The 24024-nt window shown below is 41.6% G+C and carries 25 protein-coding genes and 1 pseudogene; 15 read left to right on the top strand and 11 right to left on the bottom strand.

The window, feature by feature from the left end:
- Nucleotides 1-78 precede the first annotated feature (78 nt).
- Both AC4CUZ_RS05475 and AC4CUZ_RS05470 read left to right on the top strand, forming a co-directional pair.
- Nucleotides 79-1902, top strand: a complete 1824-nt coding sequence (locus AC4CUZ_RS05475) for an acyl-CoA dehydrogenase C-terminal domain-containing protein (RefSeq protein ID WP_005401305.1) — start codon at nucleotides 79-81, stop codon at nucleotides 1900-1902.
- Nucleotides 1903-2112: 210 nt separating this feature from the next.
- The gene (locus AC4CUZ_RS05470) at nucleotides 2113-2874 is read left to right on the top strand and encodes a substrate-binding domain-containing protein (RefSeq protein ID WP_005401306.1); all 762 of its coding nucleotides are present in this window, start codon (nucleotides 2113-2115) and stop codon (nucleotides 2872-2874) included.
- Nucleotides 2875-2997: 123 nt separating this feature from the next.
- Here the strand turns inward: AC4CUZ_RS05470 and hchA are convergent, their stop codons facing one another.
- Complete coding sequence (hchA, locus tag AC4CUZ_RS05465; protein WP_005401307.1) at nucleotides 2998-3867, bottom strand: glyoxalase III HchA; 870 nt, start codon at nucleotides 3865-3867, stop codon at nucleotides 2998-3000.
- Nucleotides 3868-4291: 424 nt separating this feature from the next.
- On the opposite strand from hchA, the gene AC4CUZ_RS05460 reads away from it, so the two are divergent.
- Nucleotides 4292-5149, top strand: coding sequence for a hypothetical protein (locus AC4CUZ_RS05460; RefSeq protein WP_490747354.1), 858 nt, complete (start codon nucleotides 4292-4294; stop codon nucleotides 5147-5149).
- Nucleotides 5150-5227: 78 nt separating this feature from the next.
- Here the strand turns inward: AC4CUZ_RS05460 and hemW are convergent, their stop codons facing one another.
- Nucleotides 5228-6382 (bottom strand): radical SAM family heme chaperone HemW, encoded by a 1155-nt coding sequence (gene hemW / locus AC4CUZ_RS05455; RefSeq protein WP_005401309.1) that lies wholly within the window; start codon nucleotides 6380-6382, stop codon nucleotides 5228-5230.
- Nucleotides 6383-6506: 124 nt separating this feature from the next.
- Here hemW and AC4CUZ_RS05450 point away from each other — a divergent pair, with 124 nt between their 5' ends.
- Nucleotides 6507-6968, top strand: a complete 462-nt coding sequence (locus AC4CUZ_RS05450) for a DMT family transporter (RefSeq protein ID WP_005401310.1) — start codon at nucleotides 6507-6509, stop codon at nucleotides 6966-6968.
- A 101-nt stretch (nucleotides 6969-7069) separates the two neighbouring features.
- On the top strand, nucleotides 7070-8371 hold the full coding sequence (locus AC4CUZ_RS05445) for an MATE family efflux transporter (RefSeq protein WP_155115835.1): 1302 nt from the start codon (nucleotides 7070-7072) through the stop codon (nucleotides 8369-8371).
- A 55-nt stretch (nucleotides 8372-8426) separates the two neighbouring features.
- Here the strand turns inward: AC4CUZ_RS05445 and AC4CUZ_RS05440 are convergent, their stop codons facing one another.
- The gene (locus AC4CUZ_RS05440) at nucleotides 8427-8636 is read right to left on the bottom strand and encodes a DUF1737 domain-containing protein (RefSeq protein ID WP_005401312.1); all 210 of its coding nucleotides are present in this window, start codon (nucleotides 8634-8636) and stop codon (nucleotides 8427-8429) included.
- Nucleotides 8637-8829: 193 nt separating this feature from the next.
- Between AC4CUZ_RS05440 and AC4CUZ_RS05435 the strand changes: the two genes are divergently transcribed.
- On the top strand, nucleotides 8830-10128 hold the full coding sequence (locus tag AC4CUZ_RS05435) for an ABC1 kinase family protein (protein ID WP_005401313.1): 1299 nt from the start codon (nucleotides 8830-8832) through the stop codon (nucleotides 10126-10128).
- Nucleotides 10129-10257: 129 nt separating this feature from the next.
- On the top strand, nucleotides 10258-10512 hold the full coding sequence (locus AC4CUZ_RS05430; RefSeq protein ID WP_005401314.1) for a type B 50S ribosomal protein L31: 255 nt from the start codon (nucleotides 10258-10260) through the stop codon (nucleotides 10510-10512).
- A gap of 121 nt (nucleotides 10513-10633) precedes the next feature.
- On the opposite strand, the gene crcB is transcribed toward AC4CUZ_RS05430, so the two are convergent.
- A complete protein-coding gene (gene crcB, locus AC4CUZ_RS05425) occupies nucleotides 10634-11011 on the bottom strand; it encodes a fluoride efflux transporter CrcB (RefSeq protein ID WP_005401315.1) in 378 nt (125 codons plus the stop codon).
- A 389-nt stretch (nucleotides 11012-11400) separates the two neighbouring features.
- On the opposite strand from crcB, the gene AC4CUZ_RS05420 reads away from it, so the two are divergent.
- Nucleotides 11401-11733, top strand: a complete 333-nt coding sequence (locus AC4CUZ_RS05420; RefSeq protein ID WP_004691410.1) for a HopJ type III effector protein — start codon at nucleotides 11401-11403, stop codon at nucleotides 11731-11733.
- Between the two features lie 218 nt (nucleotides 11734-11951).
- Here the strand turns inward: AC4CUZ_RS05420 and AC4CUZ_RS05415 are convergent, their stop codons facing one another.
- Complete coding sequence (locus AC4CUZ_RS05415) at nucleotides 11952-12512, bottom strand: hypothetical protein (protein ID WP_005401316.1); 561 nt, start codon at nucleotides 12510-12512, stop codon at nucleotides 11952-11954.
- A gap of 175 nt (nucleotides 12513-12687) precedes the next feature.
- Here AC4CUZ_RS05415 and AC4CUZ_RS05410 point away from each other — a divergent pair, with 175 nt between their 5' ends.
- Complete coding sequence (locus AC4CUZ_RS05410; protein WP_005401317.1) at nucleotides 12688-13329, top strand: class I SAM-dependent methyltransferase; 642 nt, start codon at nucleotides 12688-12690, stop codon at nucleotides 13327-13329.
- Nucleotides 13330-13394: 65 nt separating this feature from the next.
- Here AC4CUZ_RS05410 and AC4CUZ_RS05405 read toward each other — a convergent pair whose 3' ends face one another.
- Nucleotides 13395-13868, bottom strand: coding sequence for a Holliday junction resolvase-like protein (locus AC4CUZ_RS05405; RefSeq protein WP_490747353.1), 474 nt, complete (start codon nucleotides 13866-13868; stop codon nucleotides 13395-13397).
- Between the two features lie 123 nt (nucleotides 13869-13991).
- Between AC4CUZ_RS05405 and AC4CUZ_RS05400 the strand changes: the two genes are divergently transcribed.
- The 5 genes from AC4CUZ_RS05400 (at nucleotide 13992) to AC4CUZ_RS05380 (ending at nucleotide 19374) form a co-directional block, all read left to right on the top strand.
- Nucleotides 13992-14636, top strand: coding sequence for a ParA family protein (locus AC4CUZ_RS05400; protein ID WP_004977991.1), 645 nt, complete (start codon nucleotides 13992-13994; stop codon nucleotides 14634-14636).
- A 137-nt stretch (nucleotides 14637-14773) separates the two neighbouring features.
- Nucleotides 14774-15895: an AI-2E family transporter gene (locus tag AC4CUZ_RS05395; RefSeq protein ID WP_490748049.1), complete on the top strand. Its 1122-nt coding sequence runs from the start codon at nucleotides 14774-14776 to the stop codon at nucleotides 15893-15895.
- A 145-nt stretch (nucleotides 15896-16040) separates the two neighbouring features.
- Entirely contained in the window at nucleotides 16041-16592 is a 552-nt protein-coding gene (gene sodC / locus AC4CUZ_RS05390) for a superoxide dismutase family protein (RefSeq protein WP_005401320.1), read from the top strand.
- Between the two features lie 217 nt (nucleotides 16593-16809).
- A complete protein-coding gene (gene yccS, locus AC4CUZ_RS05385; protein WP_490747352.1) occupies nucleotides 16810-18960 on the top strand; it encodes a YccS family putative transporter in 2151 nt (716 codons plus the stop codon).
- 114 nt (nucleotides 18961-19074) lie between these two features.
- Nucleotides 19075-19374, top strand: coding sequence for a DUF3817 domain-containing protein (locus AC4CUZ_RS05380; RefSeq protein ID WP_004977999.1), 300 nt, complete (start codon nucleotides 19075-19077; stop codon nucleotides 19372-19374).
- Nucleotides 19375-19491: 117 nt separating this feature from the next.
- On the opposite strand, the gene craA is transcribed toward AC4CUZ_RS05380, so the two are convergent.
- From craA to AC4CUZ_RS05360, 4 genes and pseudogenes are all read right to left on the bottom strand, one after another.
- A complete protein-coding gene (craA, locus tag AC4CUZ_RS05375) occupies nucleotides 19492-20721 on the bottom strand; it encodes a chloramphenicol efflux MFS transporter CraA (RefSeq protein ID WP_010327630.1) in 1230 nt (409 codons plus the stop codon).
- Nucleotides 20722-20969: 248 nt separating this feature from the next.
- Nucleotides 20970-21332, bottom strand: coding sequence for a pirin-like C-terminal cupin domain-containing protein (locus AC4CUZ_RS05370; protein ID WP_005401324.1), 363 nt, complete (start codon nucleotides 21330-21332; stop codon nucleotides 20970-20972).
- A 211-nt stretch (nucleotides 21333-21543) separates the two neighbouring features.
- Nucleotides 21544-22245: an IS1 family transposase gene (locus AC4CUZ_RS05365; protein ID WP_005005861.1), complete on the bottom strand. Its 702-nt coding sequence runs from the start codon at nucleotides 22243-22245 to the stop codon at nucleotides 21544-21546.
- Between the two features lie 60 nt (nucleotides 22246-22305).
- Nucleotides 22306-22431 (bottom strand): annotated as a pseudogene (locus AC4CUZ_RS05360) (AbiH family protein); the annotation flags it as partial.
- 106 nt (nucleotides 22432-22537) lie between these two features.
- On the opposite strand from AC4CUZ_RS05360, the gene AC4CUZ_RS05355 reads away from it, so the two are divergent.
- Nucleotides 22538-23500, top strand: a complete 963-nt coding sequence (locus AC4CUZ_RS05355; protein ID WP_004691346.1) for an IS30-like element IS18 family transposase — start codon at nucleotides 22538-22540, stop codon at nucleotides 23498-23500.
- Nucleotides 23501-23602: 102 nt separating this feature from the next.
- Here AC4CUZ_RS05355 and AC4CUZ_RS05350 read toward each other — a convergent pair whose 3' ends face one another.
- Complete coding sequence (locus AC4CUZ_RS05350; RefSeq protein ID WP_004978014.1) at nucleotides 23603-23974, bottom strand: hypothetical protein; 372 nt, start codon at nucleotides 23972-23974, stop codon at nucleotides 23603-23605.
- Nucleotides 23975-24024: the final 50 nt, after the last annotated feature.

Genomic DNA, 24024 nt, shown 5'->3' with positions numbered 1-24024 from the left:
GTATTTTGATACGATGTATGAATAATGAAATGATCGATTTAAATAATCCAATACTATTTCTAAATTAGGATTACACACATGCCTGCATATAAAGCTCCCTTACATGATATTCGCTTCTTAATGAATGAAGTGCTGGACTATCCTGCACATTATCAAACCCTATCGAATGGTGAAGCTGCCGACGCTGATACGGTAGATATGATCTTAGAAGGCGCAGCAGATTTTTGTGAAAATATTTTATCTCCCTTAAACCAATCGGGCGATGAAGAAGGTTGTACCTTCGACAATGGTGAAGTGAAAACACCAAAAGGCTTCAAAGACGCTTACGACCAGTTTGTCCAAGGTGGCTGGCAAGGTTTGTCTTTCCCTGAAGAATTTGGCGGTCAGAACCTGCCTCAATCTTTAAATCTGATTAAATCGGAAATGATGGGCACCGCAAACTGGTCTTTCCAAATGTACCCAGGTTTAAGCATCGGCTGTATGAACACCATTTTACAGTTTGGTACAGACGAACAAAAAAATCTGTATATGCCGAACTTAGTGGCAGGTACATGGTCAGGTACCATGTGTTTAACTGAACCTCAGTGTGGCACCGACTTAGGCCAAGTAAAGACCAAAGCAGAATTAAATGCCGATGGCACTTATAACATCTCAGGCACCAAAATCTTCATCTCTGCAGGTGAGCAAGATTTAACTGAAAACATCATTCACATCGTACTTGCTCGTCTTCCAGATGCACCTACAGGCACCAAAGGCATTTCACTGTTCATTGTGCCTAAATTCTTGGTCAATGCAGACAGTAGCCTTGGTGAACGTAACCCTGTGACTTGTGGTTCAATTGAACATAAGATGGGGATTCGCGCTTCTGCAACCGCAGTGCTGAACTTTGACAATGCTGTCGGTTACTTGATTGGTGAGCCAAACAAAGGCTTACATGCCATGTTTACCTTTATGAACACCGCACGTATCGGTACAGCAATTCAAGGTATTGCACATGCTGAGCTTTCTTTCCAAGGTGCACTTCCATATGCCAAAGAACGTATGTCGATGCGTGCACTTTCTGGCAAGAAAGACCCTGAAAAAGTCGCTGATGCCATTATTCATCACGCTGACGTTCGCCGTATGTTGCTGACACAAAAAGCGATTGCTGAAGGCGGTCGCTCAATGATTTATTACGCAGCGCAAATTGCCGACAAAATGGCAGATGCGCTTGAACGTGGCGATACTGCTGCATTTGAAGCACATGATGATCACTTAGGATTCTATACCCCAATTTTAAAAGGCTTCTTAACTGAATTAGGCTTGGAAGCTGCAAACCATGGTATGCAAGTCTATGGCGGTCATGGCTACATTAAAGAATGGGGCATGGAGCAAATTGCACGTGATGCACGTATTGCGACATTATATGAAGGCACAACAGGTGTTCAAGCACTGGACTTAATTGGTCGTAAAGTACTTCTGACCTCTAAAGGTAAAGTGATTCGCGACTACACCACTGAAATTTTAAAATTCTGTGGCCAACAGGCACGTAACAAATACATGCGTCGTTTTGCATGGGACTTAACCAAAGTATGTGCACAGTGGAATGCCTTAACTGTTCGCATTATGCTTGCAGCTCGTAAAGACCGTGACGTGGTATCTTCAGCTTCTGTCGATTTCTTGATGTTCTCTGGCTATGTGATGATGGCGTATTTCTGGGCACAACAAGCGGCTGTGGCTTCAGAAAAACTGGCTTCTGGTGATGGCAAAGAATCTGCTGAATTCTATAAAGCGAAAATTAAAGTCGCTGACTTCTACTTCGACCGTTTATTGCCACGGACCCAAGGTCATGCCGAAGCAATGGTCAATCCTTCAAAAACCATGACTTCTTTAGCACCTGAACACTTTAGCTTTGACTACTAATTAATAGTGTCAAAATGATAAAAAGAGCGCCTAGGCGCTCTTTTTATTTCTTGGTCGACCTTACAATTCAACTGTCCTGCAACTTCGCAGTTGCTATTGTTTTCTGTCCACATGTTTAAAAAATCATTTAACAAAAAAAATAATATAAAGATTCAAATACATCAGAAAAAAAATATGATCAGCGTTCAAATATCAATAAAGGAAATAACAATGTTAAAAATGTATAAGCTGAGCTACTATATCTTTCCGCTCATGCTGGGCTTTTTATCAATGGACACTATTGCGGCAATCAATGTTTATGGTCCAGGTGGGCCAGCACCAGCGATGCATGAAGCAGCGAAACAATTTAAAAATAAGACAGGGATAGATGTCCATGTAACCGCTGGTCCTACTTCACAATGGGCCGACAAAGCCAAATTCGATGCCGACGTCATCTATAGCGGTTCGGAAGCCATGATGTCAGATTTCGAAAGCGTATTTGCCAACAAAATCGTAAAGGACTCAATTGAGCCACTCTACTTACGCCCTGCCGCCATTTTAGTCAGAAAAGGTAATCCCAAACATATTCAAGGGTTTAAAGACCTAAGCAAACCAAACACTAAAGTTTTGGTCACACATGGCGCAGGCCAAGTGGGCATGTGGGAAGATATTGCGGGTAGAACCGGTAATATTCAGCTCACAAAATCATTCCGTAAAAATATCGCCATGTATGCACCCAATACAGGCGCAGCGAAAAAAGCATGGGAAGCGGACAGCAGCTATGATGCATGGTTAGTGTTTAATATTTGGGGGGTCAGTAATCCAGACATTGGGCAAATTATTCCGATCGAACCTGAACTGGTGATTTACCGTGATGCAGGTATCGCCCTGACACAACACAGTCTAAAAAATCCTGAAGCGAAAAGTTTTATTACGTTTTTAAGTTCTGCTCAAGGCAGTGCGATTTTTAAACAGTTTGGTTGGAACAAATGAGTGCTTAATTTTAATCTTTTTTCCACATAAAAGATCAGTTTCCAATCTTAAATACTAGAACTTTTAACAAGTAAATTGGACATAAAAAAGAGCGCCACGGCGCTCTTGATTGAAAAAATATAACTACTGAACCTCGGCCAAAAGCGCCTGTGCTGCCATTTTACCCAAAGTGTTTGAGGCCAAAGGACTATCTCCTGTAATTAACTTACGGTCTTGAATACACTGTCCCGACATCTCTTTATTGACCACTTCGACACTCAACTTTTCTAAGCGATCTGCCAGCAACCATGGTAATTCCCCCGGCATATAACCAATGTCTAAGTTTGCCCCTTGGTCGAGTGCGTCGGGGAACACACACATTTTATAGCCTTTAAAAATATAGTTTTCAGGGGTTTCATTAACCGCGGCAGCCAATAAGCCTGCTGGCCCATGACACAGCGAAATGACAAATTTATCTTTTGCCACCGCCCACTTCAGTAAGGTTTTTAAGTCTTCACTGTCAGGTAGACCAATTAAAGCACCATGCCCACCGGGAATAAGGACAGCCAAATAGGGAGAGTCATCACCTAAACTATTTTTCAGTACATCTGCCAGTTTTAAAGGTTTCTTAAATTGGGCTAAGTATTTTTGGAATGTTGCAGGCACAACAGCATCTTCATGGGGCATCGCCCACATTTCAAGTTTAACTGGATTGCCGGATAACGTCGCAATATCAATGTCAAAGCCCGCGCGGTCTAAATGATACATAGGCAGTAAAGTTTCTACTGGGTGGTTGCCTGTGGAGAAGAACTTGCCATTTTTCATCAGTAGATAACGCTCATCGCTTGCGACCATCAAAACTTTTTTATGCCCAATATAGGGTGTTGGATAGTCAGTTCCATCGAAGTCGGTTTTACTGGCGGTATATTGGGAAAGTGAATAAGGTGATGGAAAAAACGCATTATCTTCAGCTAAATCAGGGCTTGGATTACGGTCTTGGCTGGTCTGTGCCATGCTGATTCTCCTTTATTATTGCTTGGTTATTTTCAGTTTTACGAAACCTAGAGTTCTGTACCACAGCTCATTTATTCAGCATAACAAAGTTTCAACGTGGCTCTGTTTTAAGATGTAAATATAAGCTTGCCTATATGACAAGATAAACATTTGGACAATAAAAAACCCCGACATCCTGTCGGGGTTTTTCGTATTAAGTGCTGAGGTACGACAGGAGTCATACCTTCGTCCTTGAGCTAATCTTTATTGTTATTCTATTGGAGCATCCTGCTCTCTATGGTTCTATATTAAAAAACTTACATGCAGGCGTATAGGCGCAAAAAGCGGGAATTGATGTAAGCTAATTCGTACAAATTAAATAGAATTCATCTTATTATAAATTTTAAGACTTCCATAAAAATCTAAAAATACTCAGGATTAATCAATGATCACTTATGGTATCTACGGATATGAAATTACAAAAACTGCTGAATTAAAGGGTTTCAAACTGATCCCACGCTCTCAAAACCATAGAGAAGTTAAAAAATTAGCCGCAGATCGAGATCATTATCATTTAACGGGATTTCTTGAAATAGATGAAAATCAAATTTTAAATCAACACACTTTAATTTTTGATTTACAGGGTATCTTATCTTTTATTGATCAAAAGAATGTGATTATTACCCATCCCTTACGCCCGCATGAAACCGATCAAACATTAGATCAAGACTATCCCTTAAAAATTACTTTTATTGGACGATTAAATGGTATTGGGTCTTTGATTTTAAGAGATACAGTTAGCCCTGAATCTAGAAAAGATTGTATACAAAAAGCTCTCAATAATTTGAAAGAGTCTGACCAAAACCAAGGAGTTTTTCGTAGTGCTTTTTTTAAATCTATAGAGCCGTTTAGAGGCAGTGAGAGCTTCATTGATGTAAATTATTATCTGCTTTTTTCTGCATTAGAATCATTAAGTCGATATCATCTTGATGATTATGATTCAAAGAATGTCTCCACTCCTATTGCAAAATTTCTTAAGCCATATAACTTTGATATATCTCAAGACAATGTCAAAAATTTAACACAATCCGTTTCCACATATACCCATTTACGCAATGCTTTATTTCATAATGGAAAATTGGAATGTGAGCCAAATATAAATGGAACATATATAAAACTCGAAATGTCAGAATATTATGCTAATTTCAGTATGCTAGTCCCACTGGTGATGTTGAAATATATCGGCTTTGATGATGGTTATACTAATTGGAATTCTTGGCTTGATCGAATGCCATTTAAGTAATCATCCAAGTTAAAAAATTGGCTTGAGATCTTCACTCAAGCCATGATGGCAACTCACACAAGCATGGCTTTATAAAACTTAGATAAATTCTTCCAACACTGAGTTTAAAAATACATGCCCTTGCTCGGTACATGCTAAGCGCATGGCATCATCCACCATTAATTTTCGACTGCGTAGTGAGTCTAACGTTTCAGCCAAACTATCCAGATTCAAACCTGTACGCTGCGCATAATATTCAGCTGCAACCCCATCATTTAAACGCAAAGCATTCATCATAAATTCAAATGGAAGTTCGTCGGCTTCAATTCGCTTAAACTGTACATGCTCCGCAGGGACTTTCGCCAAATAGTCTTTGGGTAAACGAGTTTTTTGGAACCGATAAACCCCATCTGGCTGGGTCACTTTGGCATGTGCACCAGCCCCAATTGCTAAATAGTCGCCAAACTGCCAATAATTCAAATTATGCGCGGAAGGCTGCTCTTTACGCCATGCCGAAACTTCATAATTGATAAAACCCTGCGCTTTTAAATAAGCTTCACCTTGGGCTTGAATCTCTTCAAGCACATCGTCCACAGGTAAGACAGGCTTGGTTCTAAAGAACACGGTATTCGGTTCAATCGTGAGTTGATACCATGAAATATGGGTTGCACCATTGTCCACGGCCAGCTTTAAATCCAGTAAAGCTTGTTCTAAAGTTTGCTCAGGTAAACCATGCATCAGGTCGACATTAATGCGTTTAAAGCCTGCATCACGCGCAAGGTCAATCGCAGAAATCGCATCGGTATTGCTGTGAATTCGTCCCAATTTGGTTAAATGTTCAGTATTAAAACTTTGAACCCCTATCGATAACCGATTGATACCAACCGCCAAATAATCGGCAAAAGGATCATGTTCGACTGTACCTGGATTGGCTTCTAAGGTAATTTCACAATCCACCTCAAAAGGCAGTAGTGCTTTTAACTGGGCAAATAACCATTGATACCCTTGCGCTGAAATCAAAGACGGCGTTCCGCCGCCAATAAACACACTATGAATATGACGCCCTTGAGCAAACTCGAGTTGAGTTTTAAAGTCTTCCACCAAAGCATGTAAATATTCTTGCTCTAGATCTAAAGACAGTTTGCCATCTGGCACCGCATGCGAGTTAAAGTCGCAATAGGGACACTTACGCACACACCACGGCATGTGAATATATAAAGACAACGGAATATTTGCAGGATGTAAATCAGTCAAGGAAGAGACTCTAAAGCACAGCGGTAATCTTGCATATTTTAACATGACTGCATCAAGACACTTATGAAATCTGTGTCTATTTGGATTAGACTGATAAAAAGACAAGAAGAATGAATGGTTTAAAATGATGAAAATATCGAGCCACTTGCTGTTTATGCTACCACTGGCCTTTGGTATTGGCATTGCTATGACTTTTCAAACGGCGCTGAATACACAGCTCAGAGAATATTTTTACTCTCCACTACAAGCCGCATTGTTATCCTTCTTCATTGGAACCTGCGTTTTAGCACTTTTGGTTGTACTCCAACCTGTGGACAAACCGCAGTTACATGATTTTTCCAATATTCCATGGTACTTATGGCTCGGTGGTTGCTTAGGGGTTTATGCCATCAGTATAAGCATCTATACTGCGCCTAAATTAGGCTTTCTCACGTTTTCAGGTTTGGTTATTTTTGGACAAATCCTGACCTCGATGATTTTTGACCACTATGGTCTACTTGGTACCGAAAAAACCCCTGTCAATTGGCAGCGTTTACTTGGTGGCGTCGTAATTTTTATTGGTGTGCTTCTCACTTTACAACGCTGAATTTATTTAGACCAAGCACATGATGAATATGAGTAATTTTTGTGTCGACTACAAGTAAAATCACGTCCCATCGTTTCGAATTAAAAAAGTTATTGGTGTTAATGCTGCCCATCCTGATCACGCAGTTTTCTCAAGCGGGTCTCGGGTTGATTGATACCATCATGGCGGGACATTTATCTCCTACTGATTTAGCCTCGATTGCCGTCGGTGTCGGTTTATGGATACCAGTGATGTTGCTGTTCAGTGGCATCATGATTGCGACAACACCATTGGTGGCTGAAGCCAATGGTGCACGTACCCCTGAAAAAATCGCCACCATTGCCCGCCAATCCCTTTGGGTGGCCTTTATTTTGGGGAGCATTGCGGGTTTAATTTTACAAAGCATGCCGCTCTTACTGCCACTCATGGGTGTACCTGCAAACTTACTGCCGAAAGCCAGCCTATTTTTACATGCCATTGGCTTTGGCATGCCTGCGGTGACTATGTATGCAGCACTGCGTGGATACTCTGAGGCACTCGGCCATCCACGTCCTGTGACCGTCATTAGCTTAGCGGCCTTGGTTCTTTTGGTTCCACTGAACTTTGTCTTTATGTATGGTTTCGGCCCGATTCCAGCACTCGGTTCAGCAGGCTGTGGATTTGCCACTGCAATTTTACAGTGGATCATGTTTTTCACCTTAGCCGCTTATATTTTTAAAGCCTCGGCATATCAAAAAACTCAAGTGTTTAGCACTTGGGAGAAGATGGATCGCTACTGGATCGAGCGTATTTTAAAACTTGGTCTACCCATTGGCTTAGCTATTTTCTTCGAAGTCAGTATTTTTAGTACCGCTGCAATTATTCTCAGTCCATTGGGTGAAACCATTGTGGCGGCGCATCAAATTGCGATGTCGGTCACCTCTCAGTTGTTTATGATTCCGATGTCCCTTGCCATCGCCTTAACCATTCGTGTTGGGACCTACTATGGCGAAAAAAACTGGGAGGCTATGCGAAAGGTTCAAAAACTCGGACTGGCGACAGGTACAGTTTTGGCACTGATGACCATGCTGCTGATTGCACTGTTTCGTCCTGAAATTGTGGCGATTTATACCTCGGATCATGAAGTATCAGAAGTTGCGATGTATTTACTGCTGTTCGCACTCGCCTACCAGCTGATGGATGCTTGGCAAATTAGTGCCGCAGGCTGTTTACGCGGCATGCAAGATACCAAAGGCCCAATGTGGATCACAATGGTCGCCTATTGGATCGTGGCTTTCCCAGTCAGTATCTATTTGGCACGCTACACCAACATAGGTGCAGCAGGTGTTTGGATTGGACTGATTGTCGGTTTAAGCGTGGCGTGTGCCCTGCTCTTGCTCAGACTTTATAACAACAATAAACGCCTCAGTCAGGACTATCCATAAGTCATGCATGGCACTGAATAGGAAGGAGGCCGTTTCTTCTCCTATTCCAGCTATTTTACTGCTGTGCCAAAGCGTCTTTCAGACCTTGTGGCACTTCACTTTCATCCTCAACGTCTTTAACCACCACTTGCCCAACGATCACCTCACTACCATTAAAGGTCATGGTAGGTGAACCATACAGACTATAGCCTTCATTGAGTGCTTGGGTGACGCGCGCACAAAAATGCACATCATCCTTGCCTGTAAAATAACGATAAACTTTCATTTATTTCATACTCAAAATTTTTTGCACAGTGTAACGCGATTTTTAAATACAAAAGCATCCTGTGTGCAATTCACTCAACTGACCACTATTATTTAAATAGAAACATCAGCTTAACAATTTAAAGTAGGCAGTTTTGCATTTGTCGCCTATGATCAAATCTGAGATGTAATGAAGATGCCCCGAGGAATATCGCATGGCAAATACGACTCGTACGCCCGGTCGTCGCTTTATGAAACTTGCCAGCATGACGGCAAGTATCGCAACCAAGACTGTGACCAATTCAATTAAAAACTTCAATGCCGATGAAGATAAAAAAAATGCGGCGCGCAGTCAGCTTTTTCAGGACATTGGACTTCAAATTGCAGACACCTTAGGTGAAATGAAAGGTGCCGTGATGAAAGTCGGGCAAATTGCATCTCAATACAAAGATATTTTCCCGCCTGAAGTGGCACGTGCGATTAGTAAATTACAACGTCAAGCGCCTGCGATGCCTTTTCAAGAGATCAAAGCTCAAGTTGAAAAAGAACTCGGCAAGCCGCTCAATCAAATTTTTACAGCCTTTGAAGAACAACCCTTTGCCGCGGCCTCCATTGGCCAAGTGCATAAAGCCACTTTACCGAGTGGTGAGCAAGTTGTGGTTAAAGTTCAATATCCGGGTGTAGAAGAAGCCTGTGAAAGTGACTTAAAACAAGTACGTTTAGCGCTTCGCTTGATGGGTGTGCTCAAAATTGACCGTAAGCTGCAAGATCAACTCTTTATAGAAATTCAGGACAGTTTAGACAACGAACTAAACTATCAAATAGAAGCGCAAAACTTAGAGGTCGCACGTACCTTTCATCAAGCTTTAGACCCTAAAATTATTATTCCTCAAGTCTATAAAGACTATTCAAGCCGCCATATTTTAACCTTAAGCTTAGAGCACGGCGAAAGCATTGAAACTGCCAGTACATGGTCACAAGACACACGCAATGAACTGGGGCGTCGTTTATTTCGTGCCATTGGCCGTGAGATTTTCTTCTTAAAGCGCTTCCACTGCGACCCACATCCGGGCAACTTTGCTTTCCGAGAAGATGGTAGCGTGATCGTATATGACTATGGCGGTGTAAAAACCCTATCGACTGAAATCGTGATGCATTTTAAGCAGCTGATTCAAGCAGCGCGCGACAGTGATATCTTGGCCATGGAACAGCAACTGACTGCTTTGCACTCTATGTCTGAGCAAGGCAAGTTCCCTGCCGAACTGTATGAAGCATGGTTAGAAGTGCTCATGCGTCCACTGACCACTTTGTATGACTTTGCCGAAAACTCAGCGCATCATGATGGTATTGAACTGGTCAAACCATCGCTAAAATACTGGGATGTGTTTAAACCCTCACCCGATACACTAATGGTCAATCGCACAGTCTCAGGACATTATTGGAACCTGATTCATCTCAAAGTGCACGACAATCTCAATGATCTATTTGAAGAGTTGGTGCCACCTCCTGCCTAAATAAGAACTGCAGGCACGATAAAATCACTACAACTCAATAAACCCAGTTACATAAAGTCACTGGGTTTGTTTTGACTTATTTATTGTTATATTATAACATTTCAAAATAACACATTTAAGGAGAAGTCTATGCGTGCCAATATTCATCCAGAGTATCGTGAAGTTCTGTTCCACGACACCAATGCCGACGCGTTTTTCGTGATCGGCAGTACCTTACAAAGTCATCAAACTCGTGAGTATGAAGGCAAGGCTTATCCTTACGTCAGTTTGGATATTTCAAGTGCGTCACATCCGTTTTATACCGGTGAGCAACGTCAAACCAGTAATGAAGGTCGTGTTGCAAGCTTCAATAAACGTTTCGCGCGTTTCAAACGCTCACAATAATTTCATTTTTCTTTAAGCTATACGCGTTATAGTAAAGATATCAAGAAGCCTAAGACCTCCTCCAGCTTAGGCTTCTTTTTTATGCGTTCTTTTCTGGTTCTGATTTTGACCAGCTTTTTTCTTAATGTTTAAGCACACTATCCAACAGATAAAATCCGATCCCAAGCACAATGACACCCACCACTAAACTCGACAGTGCATAACTCAAAGCCAGCACTGTTTGTCCCTGTCTAAATAACTGAAAAGTTTCGAGGCCAAAACTCGAAAATGTCGTAAAACCGCCCAATATGCCCACCATCAAAAATAAACGCGCTTCTTGTTGTAGTACTGGAAACTTCTGGCTAAAAGCAAAGAAAATACCCGCAGCAAAACAACCGACGATGTTGATCCACCATGTCGGCCATGGAAAACTCATACTGGGTTTAAACAACCATAATCCGGCACCGTAGCGTAAACAGGCTCCTATTCCCCCCCCCATTGCCACCAAGATCCAATTCATTGACCTATCCTATTCTTTACAAAATGCGGTATGGATAAGTCCGAAGTTATCCACAGTTCATCAACTATAATGCTATTAAACCTGAATCAATCCTCGCACTTCAAGGTTTTTTAACATCGGTTGTTGATCCTTACATATCTTCTTGTCTCACTCTCATAGTGAGCATCAGCATTCAAACTCACACATGCTTTACATGGGATATTGAAAACCCACCATCGCCGAATATCTTTACTTCACCCTAGTGTGCTCTATGACCAAGACAACATAGATTCCCAAAATCACTAGCATCCGTTCTTCATGCAAAACAGACGGTTTTATCTCAGGTAAAAACTCCCAATCGTGCAGTTTTTGGGTATGATGTGGACATAAATTTAGTCGGAAATAGACGCATGGCACAGGTATTATTGGCTCAGCTTGCAGCGGGCGAAGCAAAATTTTCAGATGTATTGGCTTTTATTGAAGCAGCCTATACACATACACCAACTGCATTTAAAAATGGTTTGCAGCACAATGCGGCAACTGAAAACCAAGGCAGCGCAAAAGTGTTTTCGTTTGCACAACTTCAAGGTCTCGATCAAACGCAAACTTTAAGCCTATTTGCAGAACACTATGCTTCTGTTTTAGCCACACCTGATGCAACAGATCATCAAAATATTCGTCAGTTCATGTTGAATGGATGGGACGGTATTGAATTTGACGGTACGGCATTAACTGCAAAATAAAGATAAAAAACCACGTTCAAGTTACTTGAGCGTGGTTTTAAACAAATACAAGATTAATTTTATTATCAGATATTTATAAACACTATTAACATTGATACACCTATAAGCATCCACAGATTTGACCAATAGGTTTCACGTGGAGCAAGACGTCATATGGGTGTTAATCAACTATAAAACATTAAAACAGCACGATGAAGTAACCCAGCGCTACTTTCACATTACCCCTTTACCCGTTCAATCCATTGGATTGAGTTGACCCGAAATACTTCACACGCACCATCGCCCGTATCAGTCGGGGTTAAGGATGAGGTCCAGACCATATCTTTGTCTTTAATTTCAACCAACTCACCTTTTAAACGAACCAAATCACCACGTTTCACGTGTTTAATTTGTTTAGCAATTTCTGGGTTGGCTGGAATAATGTGCATATTCGACACCATTTGCATAGCTTGCTCGGCAGGCACAGGCAAACGATCGATTTTCCAGTTGAGATAACGGTCGTATTGATTCACCGTAATATGGCGTGCAATTTCAGGTTCAGCAAATAAGCCCCAACTCACGGCGTAGTCAATCGGAGAGAATTTGGCTTGTGCATCATCCGAATACATTTTAGAACCTAAAATTCGAAAATCACCTTTAAACGGTTTCAATACCGAAATCGATTGATCTTTAGAGGTCGGCGCTAAACCTTTGGCAATGTTGTAATCCACAGTGGCACTTGCACTGATGGGCAACAGCAAACTGCTGAGTAAACCGAGCAGGATAAATTTAGATTTCATTGCAAACCTCATTCCCATCGACCTAGGAAAATTCGAACCAATTTCATCTTAGTCCAGTTTCCTGAAAAGAAGCTTATGAACTTAGTAACATTGTGAACGAATTATGCAGTCTACTTTTAGCCACAGCACTTTTCAGTTAGGCTAGAGCTGAAGAACAGAGCCCCAAAAAACAATCATGCTTTATAAATACTATCAACAGCACATCTTTCCGCATGTCCTGAATCAGGTCATGCAAGTACCAAGCTTAATGGACAAGCGCCGCGAACTGCTTTTGCCAATTCAGGGAGGGGTATTGGAAATTGGTTTTGGTACAGGACTGAATCTACCCTTTTATCAAAATGTCGATACTGTCTTTGCCCTTGAACCCAGTCCTGAAATTTATCATTTGGCTTTAGAGCGGGTACAAACAGCAGCATTTGAAGTGCATCATGTACAAGCCCGTGCGGAAAAGCTGCCTTTTGCTGACCAGACCCTTGAGCATGTGGTCAGTACATGGACTCTGTGTAGTATTGCTGAGCTAGAACTGGCTTTGGCGGAAATATTACGCGTGCTCAAACCGGGTGGCACCTTACATGTAGTCGAACATGTATTAAATACAAATAACCTTTATATTCAACGTCTACAACACTTACTCACACCTGTGCAAAAGCGTTTAGCCGATGGTTGCCATCTCAATCGAAACATTGAACAGGCCTTAAAAGCAGCAGGTTTTAATTTGATAGAACAACACTACTTTTATGCCGAAGGTATTCCTAAACTCGGACAATTGATGTTTTTTGCACGTGCTCAAAAGCCACACTCAAGCGATGGGTCATGATAGTCATGTAGAAGGTATCTGTTCTATATCAAGCAAGATACTTTCATGGGTAGACATTATCAAGCTTATTCGATCGTATCGAAGTCGATGCGGACCGTTTCAAAACGAACCCGCCCTGCTTGAATCGCTTGCGCAATGGCAACTTGTCCTTTGGTTAACCTCGCCCCACCGCTTTTAATATCAATGAGAACAATTTCAATATCCTCTGGTCGCCCTTCACCATCTCGTAGGTCGGTATAACCATCAAAGACCACATAGTCGACAGGATCACCCAAAAACTTGGCATCACTGGGTAAGTATTCAAACTGCGGCATAATCGGTGCCAGTTGCTCCGCCATTTTACCTTTGAGCACTGCACGACTGGTATTGACACTGCGCTTTTGTGCTTGAGCCAAAGCCTGCTGATGCTCTAGTTCTAATTCGGCAATGTAGCGCTCATATTCTGCTTTGATGCGTCCATTTCGGCTGTGACTTAAAATAAGGGTGTTCAATACCACACCAATTGCTGCACCGATCAACATTGCCATCCATATGGACATGGTTCTTTCCTAATTTTGTGCTACAGGTAGCAAGATTTAAACTTACAACTTTGGTTTGGTGTCATATGCGACACACAAAAGAATGATATGCTAGGGGTGAGCAGAATAAAATCATTTAAGGTCATGAAAACGATATTAATCGCCAACCAAAAAGGTGGCTGTGGCAAAACGATAACCGCAATCAATTTAGCTTCGGCACTCGCACAAAAAGGTTATAAAGTGGCTTTGGCCGATGCCGATAATCAAAAATCTGCTCGTCAGTGGTTAAAACAGCGTCCAGAGCAAGTGGCGCATATTCAAAGTTTAGATTGGCGCCATGAGAAATCGATTGGTGAAGTGCCTAAAAATATTGAATATTTAATTATCGATGCACCAGGTGCACTGTCTGGTGAGCATGCCGAACAACTGGTCAGTGAGGCGCACGCGATTGTGACCCCACTGCAACCCTCGTTTTTTGATATTGACAGTACCCGTCGTTTTTTAAAGCATTTACAAGACATTAAACGCATTCGTAAAGGCAAAGTGCAAATTTTGCTTTTGGCCAATCGTGTCAAAGCCAACAGCGCCAGTGCCAAAGACATCCAAGATTTTTTTGCGAAAATTGAACAGCAACCTGTAGCGTGGATTTCAGAACGTACTGCATATGGTCAGTTGGCAATGCAAGGTTTAAGCGTATTTGATAAAACACAAAAGAATTACCTCTCCATTCAAAGCCAATGGCAACCGCTACTCAACGCCATTGTCGATGATCCAAGTGCTTGGTTCTAAAATATTTTGCTATAGATAAAACGGGGCTATTCCCTATTTATAGTCGGTTATTCACGAGAACTTACCAAGGGTACGTTCTCGTGCGCATTTTTTTCAGTTAATATGACTTTGACCTTAGAGATATAGCAGTGAATACCGTGCAACGATACGCACCAGCCTTACAAAAAGTATTGTTATTTGGACTGATTTTTATTCTGTTCTATTTGAGCTTTCAAGTCCTGAAATACTTTATTGTACCTGTGCTTTGGGCTGCGATTATTGCCTACATCACATGGCCTTTATATCACTCAGTGCAGAAACTCTGTGGACCACGTCCAACCTTAAGTGCCACTATCATGATCAGTATGGTGGTGTTAGTTGTCGGTATCCCGCTGACCTTTGCCATCTTTATGCTGCAGCATGAAGGTCGTAATCTATTTTATGAACTGCAAAGACAAGTGTTCTCAGGTCATTTAGATGTTCCGCAATTTATTCGGGACTTGCCCATTATTGGCAAAGAAGTCACCCGTACTTTAAAAGAAATCAACACCGATCCGAACAGTATTGTACAAAATGTCTCGGGCTGGTTTCAAAGCCACTTAAATTATGGTCGTTTGGTGCTGAGTGAAATCAGTAAGAATATTTTTAAACTCTGTTTTGCGGTGATGTCGTTATTCTTCTTCTATCGTGACGGACAAACCATTTTAAATCAGGTCAGTAAAGCGCTAGAAATGGTGATTGGCCCACGTATCCACCACTATTTAGACACCATTTCCGAAACCACGCGTGCTGTGGTCTATGGAGTTGGCCTGACTGCAATTGCGCAAGCACTCTTGGCAGGCCTGAGCTATTTTGTTGCTGGTGTCCCAAACCCAATGGTACTGACCATTGTAACCTTTATCTTTGCACTCATTCCTTTTGGCCCACCTGTGGCATATAGCGCCGTGTCTTTATGGTTATTCTCTCAAGGGCAGACTATTGAAGCGATTGGAGTGATGGTGTGGGGGGGTTGTGTGGTCAGCACAGCAGACAATGTGATTCGCCCATTGGTGATCTCAGGTGCAACGCAAATTCCATTCTTACTGATCATGTTTGGTGTATTGGGTGGTTTAGCCAGCTTTGGTATGGTCGGCTTATTTGTCGGCCCCGTGATTCTAGCGGTACTGTTAGCCATTTGGCGAGAATGGCTACATGAACAAGTCCATGACCCCCTAATGATGCCGAAAGCGACATTGGCTTATGATCCACCTGAAGAGCCTTTAGATACGCCCAAAAAATAAGTTCAGTGAAATGACTTGAGCGCATGCTTTCCTCTAAAGTATGCGTTTTTTTATGTCAGATACAAAAACGCTGTACGGACAACATTGAACCGAAGCCCTGCCTTTGTTTGAATGGTTCTGAATTTTAAGGAAAAAAGGATCCAACATGTTGTCTTCTGCTTTCAAACTAAGCGCACTTGTGACTTTAATCGGTTTAGGGACTGTGGCATGCACCACTACTCCCACTGAAACCAATACGATGGTTAAAGATGTCGATGTACACGCCGTTTCAACTGCAGGTGTGGGACAAAAAATTGGCACCATTCGTTTTATTGATAGCCCTGTTGGTTTGGCGATTCAAACCAATTTGACTCAACTTCCACCCGGCCCACACGGTTTTCATATCCATGAAAAAGGTTCGTGTGATGTAGCTGAAAAAGAAGGAAAACCTGTGGCTGCTTTAGCCGCTGGGGGACACTTTAACCCAGAAAAAGCGCCAAACCACGGCACACCACTCAATGGCCATATGGGTGATTTACCAATCTTGAATGTCGACTCAGCAGGTAATGCAAAAGTCAATTTACTCGCTCCTCGCTTAAGTTTAGCCGACGTTGAAGGCTTAGCCGTAATGGTACATGCAGGTGGTGATAACTATTCAGATACCCCTAAACCACTTGGCGGTGGCGGTGACCGTATCGCCTGTGGCGTGATTAAGTAACTCTATCGCCCCGTGCACTGTGAATAAAGTAGTGTTCTGACCTCGTATCTGTGGATAAGTTTCGACTTATACACACAATGCAGCGGAGTCATGTTCCGCTGCATTTTTATTGTCATAGGTGAATTTCTGATGTGATGGACCACAGCATTAAATTGACAGTGCCCTGAAAAAAGTGCAGGCTAAAACTAAAATAAAACTAAGCCTAGACTATTACATCGTGAACAATCTTCGTCAGTGGTTTCAGTCCTTTCAGTCCAATGCAATTTTTATGTATTGCTTGCAAATTTTGATTGTGCTGAGTGGTACAACCTTAGGTTTATATTTCTTAGGACTGCAACAGCTCATCGTTCCGACCACATTAGGTGCAATTGCAACAGCCCTGACCGACTTCGACGATCGGCTCAGTATTCGTCTCAGAAACCTTGCCTATGTCTGTGTCTTGTTCTTTAGCGTCAGTAGCATCTTAGATTTTTTGCATCCTTATAAATTCTTCTTCATCTTATATTTATCACTGTCTAGTGCTTGTTTTATTTTACTGGGGGCACTGGGGCAACGCTATGCAGCGATGAGCTTTGGCACCATTCTACTTTCCCTATACAGCATGTTTGGCCTAGGTGAATATTCGGTTTGGTACTTTCAACCCAGTTGTTTTGTCTTGGGAGCATTGTGGTATGGCTGTACCGCCATTGTGTTTTATATTCTTAAACCCACCTTGGCCGTTCAGGACAACTTAGCCCGCTGTTTTAATCAAGTCGCCGATTTGCTCAACGCAAAAGCACGTCTATTCGACCCAGACAATCGAGACAATGTAGAAGCGCTGCTCTATGATTTATCCTTACAAAACAGTACTGTGGTACAAAGTTTTAACCACACCAAAAGCTCACTACTGACGCGACTAAAAGCATCTCGCGCCAACCAAAATATAATTTATTGGCTCAACCTCTATTTTCTCGTTCAAGACATTCATGAACAAGCCAGCTCTAATTATTTGCACTATGAGCAGTTACATCAAAACTTTAGCCGAACTGATCTCATTTTTCGTATTCAAAAAAATATTCGACTGCAAGCCCTTGCCTGTCAGGCTTTGGCACGGTGTATTTTGAACAATCAAACCTATGTATCAGATCCAACGACCACTCAGGCGTTACTGAATTTACACAGTTCCATGCAGGACTGGATTCGAGATCATCCACACAATATTGAAGTCAAAAATCTACAACTGATTTTAAATAATTTGGACAGTGTGCATGAACGTTTTCAGTACCTCAACGAACTACAATCGCGCCAAGAACAGCGTTATCAACAGCATATTGATAACCTCAATTTATATGATGATGATATCCATGATTGGCATGATCTGTGGCTCAAACTCAGTCAACATCTCACCCCCCAATCCGCACTGTTTCGCCATGCGGTGCGTATCGCCTTTGTCTTTACTGTAGGTTATGGCATCTCACTGCTACCCTTTGCGCAACATGGCTATTGGATTTTGCTCACCAGTTTATTTGTTTGCCAAATGCGTTATTTCGCCACCAAAAGCCGCTTAAAAATGCGAACCTTGGGCACTATTTTGGGCGTTGTCTTAGGGGTTCCACTGCTGTATTTCGTCCCAAGTATTGAAGGACAACTGCTACTAACCATTATTTTTGGCGTGTGCTTTTTCTATCTCAGTTCCAAGAAATATGCCATGGCGACCCTTATGGCAACACTCATGGTGCTGCTGATTTTTAATTTAAAAGGTGCAGGTTATGCCATTATTTTACCGCGAATTATAGACACCCTCATTGGTTGTGCCATTGCTTGGTTCGCAGTGAGTTTTATTTGGCCGGATTGGGACTTCCGCAATATTTCCAACACCATTAAAAAAGCATCCGATGCAACCCTCAACTATTTCAATGCCATCTGTGAGCAATATCAACACGGTAAAAATAATAGTCTGGCTTACCGCAGTGCGCGTCGTACTGCGCATAATGCCCAAACCGAACTGGCGAACATGATCTCCAGTCTCAGTACCGAGCCCAATCCCAACCCAGAACTGGTACATCATGCTTTTCGCTACTTGGTATATAGCCACAGTCAACTCAGTTATATTTCTGCTTTGGGAAGTCACCGAGATTTGGTGCAGGATACGCAAGTGTTGGAACTGATGCTGTGGTGTCAAAATACGCTGAATCATGTACTGCTCCATCAGCAGGCATTAGCTGAACTCGACATCCAGCAAAAACTGGCAGAGATTAAAAGCCTAAATGCGCAAGAAACAATGAGTCCGAATTTACACTTGGTCCTCAAACAAATCAGTCTACTACTGGAAACTCTGCCCGAATTGCTGAAGTTAAAAACTGAACTGCTGGCCCGAGACATTAAATAAAACGGACGATACAACGAAGATCTTTAAAAGCGTCATGATGTACGGGTGTATTGTGGTTCATTTTTATCTGGTTCTTGCGTACACTCGAGCTTCATTCTCATAGATTTTTTGACCATGAACATTCAGACATTACGTGTTGTAGGATTTTTAGAAGGGATTTCTTTTTTACTGTTGTTATTCGTTGCGATGCCAATGAAATACATCTTTGATAACCCGATCCTAGTCAAATACGTGGGTATGGGGCATGGCGTATTATTTATCTTGTTTCTCATCGTGCTGTTTGTGGTCTGTGAAAAACAAAAATGGTCTTTGAAGATGTTTATTTTAGGTTTGATCGCTTCAATCTTACCTTTTGGGCCTTTTGTGTTTGATGCCAAAATTAAAAAATTGGAACCAGAGCAAGCTGAAGCCTAAGTTTAAAAAAACTGGCTTTAAAAAGGATTTTTTAAAGCAGTAATAAAAAAGCGCCCATTCAAATGAATGCGCGCTTTTTTTATAATGTGAACTTAGCTGAATTCAGCGAATAAAATCTTAGTAAACACCACTCTCAAGACGTTTTTGCATCACTTTTTTCACGGTCGCACGTGGAAAGCTAAACCACAACGCAATTAAACTGAGGCAGACCAAACTGTAGGCCCAAAGACCAAATGCCACATAAGCCATACGCACCAGTTCAATCACGAAGAAAAACGTAAACATCATCAGTACCGAAACGGCTGCGGCAACCGTCCCTTTGGACACCTCCGATGACATCAACGCAAAGCGATATAACACCGAAAAACTGATACCTTCGCCAAAGCTCACCAAAGTCATCCCCACAATCAGTAACGGCAAGAAATAGCTTTGGAAAATGGTGCCGAGCACCACCAACAGCGTACCGACGAACATTAAAGGCAAACCGAGTAACACAGTTTTACCGAGTGCCATTTTGTCGATGACTTTAATCAATACAATGTTGCCCAGAATGAGACCGCCCAAGACGGGGAACTGTGCCAAGCCATATTGCATACTGCTCAAGCCAAGTTCTTCTACCAAGATCACAGGCGACAGCGCAATCCACAGCATCAAAGGCATCGCGACCATCGGTAGGCCAAAGGTGAGCGCCAAAAAGGTCTTATTTTTATAGACCGTTTTATAGTCATCCCAAATATAGCGCAGCGGCTTTTTAGAATGACGCTGTTGTGTCGCAGGCATTTTGGCTTTTAAACCAAACCAACTTAAAAAAGCCAAAAAGGCGATGCCAATAAAGCCCCAATGCCATGACACATGGTCAATCATAAACGCGCCCACTACAGGGCCAAGCAGCGGTGCCAGCAGAGAAATATTGGCCATGAGTGCCATGACTTTAATGGCATCACGCTCTTCAAAACTTTCCTGTACTGCGGCATAACCCACAGCAGAAATCATCGATAGTCCCACGCCTTGTAAAAAGCGGAGCGCCAAAAAAGACTCAATATTTTGAGTGAGTAAAATCGCGAGGCAAGTCAGCACAAAAAATGCCACACCTGCAAGCAACACTTTTTTACGGCCTAAACGGTCTGAGAGTGGTCCAAGCAGCCACGCGACACAAGCACCGCCCAGTAAGTAAAAGGACATAGAGGATGGTGCCCACGCACTGCTTACTCCAAAGTCTTGGGTAATCGCGAGCATAGCAGGCTGGACTAAATCGTTACCGATATAGACCGAAAATTCGAATAAAACCAATGTCAAAGGAAACATCAATGTGGCACGGCTTAACTTTAAAGTTTGTACGTTTTGCATTGTTATCTACATATAAAATGCGTACAAGCCTGAGCAAAGTCAGTTAGAGGGAGAGACGACTAAGCCCAATGGCAAGCACTGTAAAATTGAATAAAAAATGTATGGGTGCGAGAAATGCACACTGGTTTTACGCTGTATTCACAAAGCGTTTTTAGAAAAGGTGTTATTAAAATAGACTGAGCGGTGACACTGACAAAGCTCAGTTAAGCTATTTTAGCAGTGTTGCATCTGTTTGTATTGTTACTTTTTTAAGTTTCATCTGTCGCATTTGGTTTTGTATTAGGCGCAATAAAATGCCCTTGTTTTAAGTCCTCATACGCCTGTAAAACTTCGTTGAAGGTGTTCATGACAAAATAACCGCGTCCATAAATCGGTTCATTTAAAGGCTGCCCACTGAGTAATAAAAAAGCGCTGTCTTGTACCGCTTGTATTTCGAGATGCTCACCATGATTAGACATGACTGCCATCTGCTGTGCTTCTATCATTTCTCCGCTATTGAGCTGAAGACGACCACTACGGATATACAGCAGTGTCGTCTCACCTTCCGATACAGGTAAAACTGTTTTCGTACCCGCTGTAAGCTGAACATCCAACACGGGGCTTTGTTGCACAAAGATTTCATAACTATATGATTTTAAAAGTTTTGATTATTTTTTGATCCAAAATTAAATTTATTTAAATCAGATGCTTACATATTTATGCAACAAAGCCTTTTCAGTCTTATAGATTACTTTTGTTTTATCAAAAAAATAGCTTTCTTTCTCATATAAAGCACCAAACAGATCATCAAAATTCGGTGGTGTTTTAAAAAGTATGCTGACATTAAATGAAGCCATTATTGATGTAAAAGAAGGTTAAGTCGAAGGCTTTAAAATGGTTTTCAAGCTTTTTGGAGAAATTGCAACTTCTTCTAAAACCACGCCTTATTCGATGCCTTATTTTGCAATTATTACCTTCAATTCCTACAGTAAACAACTTACCAATACTTTGCTTGCAGTTTTTAAAAGCAGTGATGAAACTGTCCCAATGATCACTTGCAATTCGGGTGTAGTGAATACCTAATTGTTTAAGCTTTGTCTTCAACCTTTGGACTGTAGCTAAATCTCTCTTACCCCAAACATAAGCAACAATCTCACCTGTTTCTCGATGGTAGGCGTAAATAAGCCATTGTTTATTATTTTTATTTCCAACAAAAGTCCAGAATTCATCTACTTCGAGAGATTCATAATGACTTTGTTTAGGCTGAATTTGATAGGCCGATTCAGTTAAAGTCCGTAAGACTTTACCGATACTAATGCGCTCAACTTCAGCGATATCTCGTATACCGCTGCCTCTGACCATTAACTGTAATATTTTACGAGTAATGCCAGAATTACATCCTAGATAGCTCAGAGCATGGTCACCAATAAACTGACGTTTGCAGTCTTTGCATTGGTAGTTTTGTTTCCCATCTACTTTGATGCCATTTTTCTTTATACTGTCACTGAGGCAGGTTGGACATTTGATTTCTAGAGTTATTTGCATTTCTCTATTTTATCAAAATTCAACCTGCTTTTTTTTAGCATACTTTTTGATACACCACCCAAAATTCATGTCACCTTTTAACACATCCCAATTTTCTATTGCTTCCATTGCGACCATAAAATGGTCGTACTTCGTCGGCAAATAGTGCGACAAATCAAAACCGTTCCCAACAATCAAAATATTCATTTCGCAGATTCAAATCCCAAGTGCAACACATTTGTAGTTAGTTGAAAAAGTTAGGTGTATTCATAGAATCATTAGACTTTTTCAACTCGTAATTGGAAAGCACACAATGAAGAAATACACCCAACTTTCTCAAGATGAAAGATACGAAATTTATGCTACTTTGAAAAGTAAAAGTTCAATCGCTACCCTTGCTCGGGAATTAGGACGTTCACGATCAACCATCTACCGTGAATTAAAAAGAAATACTGGGCAACGTGGATATAGAGCTCAACAGGCAGCTAAATTTGCAAGTCAAAGACGGTACCGTCCTTCATCATCAATGACAGCATTTGCCTTCGCTTATATTGATTATTTGATTGGTTTGGACTGGTCACCCGAACAAATTTCAGGTGCTTTAACACAACGCGGTTGGCTGGATGTACCTTCACATGAGTGGATTTACCAGTACATTTATCAAGATAAATCAAAAGGCGGTAAACTTCATCTACATTTAAGGCATCAGAAGAAATATCGAAAACGCGGTTACAAAAACACGGATCGTAGGGGTCAAATCATTGATAAAACAAGTATTCACTGCCGACACCAGGTCATTGATCAACGACAACGTTTAGGAGATTTCGAAGGTGACACGGTGATTGGTAAACATCATAAAGGTGCTTTATTGACTCTCGTTGATCGAAAGAGCCTGTATGTACATATTGTTCATTTAGGGCCAACAAGAGCATCCTCTCAAACGATTACTTGTGCATTAGATCGTTTACAAATGAGCCATGCTTATAGTGTGACATTTGATAATGGCAAAGAATTTTCCGAACACAAAAGAATTACTGATGCTGGCATAGAGACGTATTTTGCTGATCCTTACAAGTCTATTCAGCGAGCTAGAAATGAAAATACGAATGGTTTAATCCGTCAATATCTGCCAAAATCATCATCGTTTGATGGCGTGTCAAACGAACAAATAGAGCAGATAGAATTTGCACTCAACCATCGTCCTAGAAAAACACTAGGTTGGTATACACCGAGTGAAGTTATGGCTGGTTTTTATACTGTTGCACTTGCCGCTTGAATCCGCCTTTTTATAAAACCCCAAAAAGCAAAAAAACGCATCAACCGATACGCTTTTTATGAGGCAAAATTGTCTAAAGTTCAACCATAAATCAAAGATTTATTATGAACACTTCGCTGTTTGGAAGTTCTTGGTATTTTTACCGCGCGCACATTGGTAAGAGGTTTTCGTCGCAGTTTTTTCCCAGTCGCCATCGACCAACTTAAAGTTATACACGGTACGCACCGACTTTACCGAATCATCTAACAACCCTGTTTCAGTCACTTTGACTTCTGCCGCGGTCGGTGACTCCACTGTATTAAAGTATTGACGGATTTCAACCGTAGCCAACTCATTACGCAAATCTGGACGCTCTTTAAGTACCTGAGCCAACGGCGTATCTGACGAACCGACTTTATTCACTAACTCTTTGGTCGTCGCACAACCTGACAAAAGTCCCACACATACGGCTGAAGCTAAAATAAGACGCAACATAAATCCCACCCAAAATTTATTATTTATCAATCTATCATGCCTTTTTTAAG

This window comes from Acinetobacter sp. 789_lipA (assembly GCF_058242845.1).
The sequence above is the reverse complement of the archived record's forward strand: the minus strand, read 5'-3'. Positions and strand labels throughout refer to the sequence as shown.

Coding starts and splice junctions, on each gene's coding strand:
- AC4CUZ_RS05445 (WP_155115835.1), top strand. CDS start 7,070: ATGCTGCCCATCCTGATCACGCAGTTTTCTCAAGCGGGTCTCGGGTTG.
- crcB (WP_005401315.1), bottom strand. CDS start 11,011: ATGAATTGGATCTTGGTGGCAATGGGGGGGGGAATAGGAGCCTGTTTA.
- AC4CUZ_RS05430 (WP_005401314.1), top strand. CDS start 10,258: ATGCGTGCCAATATTCATCCAGAGTATCGTGAAGTTCTGTTCCACGAC.
- AC4CUZ_RS05450 (WP_005401310.1), top strand. CDS start 6,507: ATGATGAAAATATCGAGCCACTTGCTGTTTATGCTACCACTGGCCTTT.
- AC4CUZ_RS05355 (WP_004691346.1), top strand. CDS start 22,538: ATGAAGAAATACACCCAACTTTCTCAAGATGAAAGATACGAAATTTAT.
- AC4CUZ_RS05470 (WP_005401306.1), top strand. CDS start 2,113: ATGTTAAAAATGTATAAGCTGAGCTACTATATCTTTCCGCTCATGCTG.
- hchA (WP_005401307.1), bottom strand. CDS start 3,867: ATGGCACAGACCAGCCAAGACCGTAATCCAAGCCCTGATTTAGCTGAA.
- AC4CUZ_RS05350 (WP_004978014.1), bottom strand. CDS start 23,974: ATGTTGCGTCTTATTTTAGCTTCAGCCGTATGTGTGGGACTTTTGTCA.
- AC4CUZ_RS05420 (WP_004691410.1), top strand. CDS start 11,401: ATGGCACAGGTATTATTGGCTCAGCTTGCAGCGGGCGAAGCAAAATTT.
- AC4CUZ_RS05435 (WP_005401313.1), top strand. CDS start 8,830: ATGGCAAATACGACTCGTACGCCCGGTCGTCGCTTTATGAAACTTGCC.
- AC4CUZ_RS05400 (WP_004977991.1), top strand. CDS start 13,992: ATGAAAACGATATTAATCGCCAACCAAAAAGGTGGCTGTGGCAAAACG.
- AC4CUZ_RS05405 (WP_490747353.1), bottom strand. CDS start 13,868: ATGTCCATATGGATGGCAATGTTGATCGGTGCAGCAATTGGTGTGGTA.
- AC4CUZ_RS05475 (WP_005401305.1), top strand. CDS start 79: ATGCCTGCATATAAAGCTCCCTTACATGATATTCGCTTCTTAATGAAT.
- craA (WP_010327630.1), bottom strand. CDS start 20,721: ATGCAAAACGTACAAACTTTAAAGTTAAGCCGTGCCACATTGATGTTT.
- sodC (WP_005401320.1), top strand. CDS start 16,041: ATGTTGTCTTCTGCTTTCAAACTAAGCGCACTTGTGACTTTAATCGGT.
- AC4CUZ_RS05415 (WP_005401316.1), bottom strand. CDS start 12,512: ATGAAATCTAAATTTATCCTGCTCGGTTTACTCAGCAGTTTGCTGTTG.
- AC4CUZ_RS05460 (WP_490747354.1), top strand. CDS start 4,292: ATGATCACTTATGGTATCTACGGATATGAAATTACAAAAACTGCTGAA.
- AC4CUZ_RS05380 (WP_004977999.1), top strand. CDS start 19,075: ATGAACATTCAGACATTACGTGTTGTAGGATTTTTAGAAGGGATTTCT.
- AC4CUZ_RS05365 (WP_005005861.1), bottom strand. CDS start 22,245: ATGCAAATAACTCTAGAAATCAAATGTCCAACCTGCCTCAGTGACAGT.
- AC4CUZ_RS05410 (WP_005401317.1), top strand. CDS start 12,688: ATGCTTTATAAATACTATCAACAGCACATCTTTCCGCATGTCCTGAAT.
- AC4CUZ_RS05440 (WP_005401312.1), bottom strand. CDS start 8,636: ATGAAAGTTTATCGTTATTTTACAGGCAAGGATGATGTGCATTTTTGT.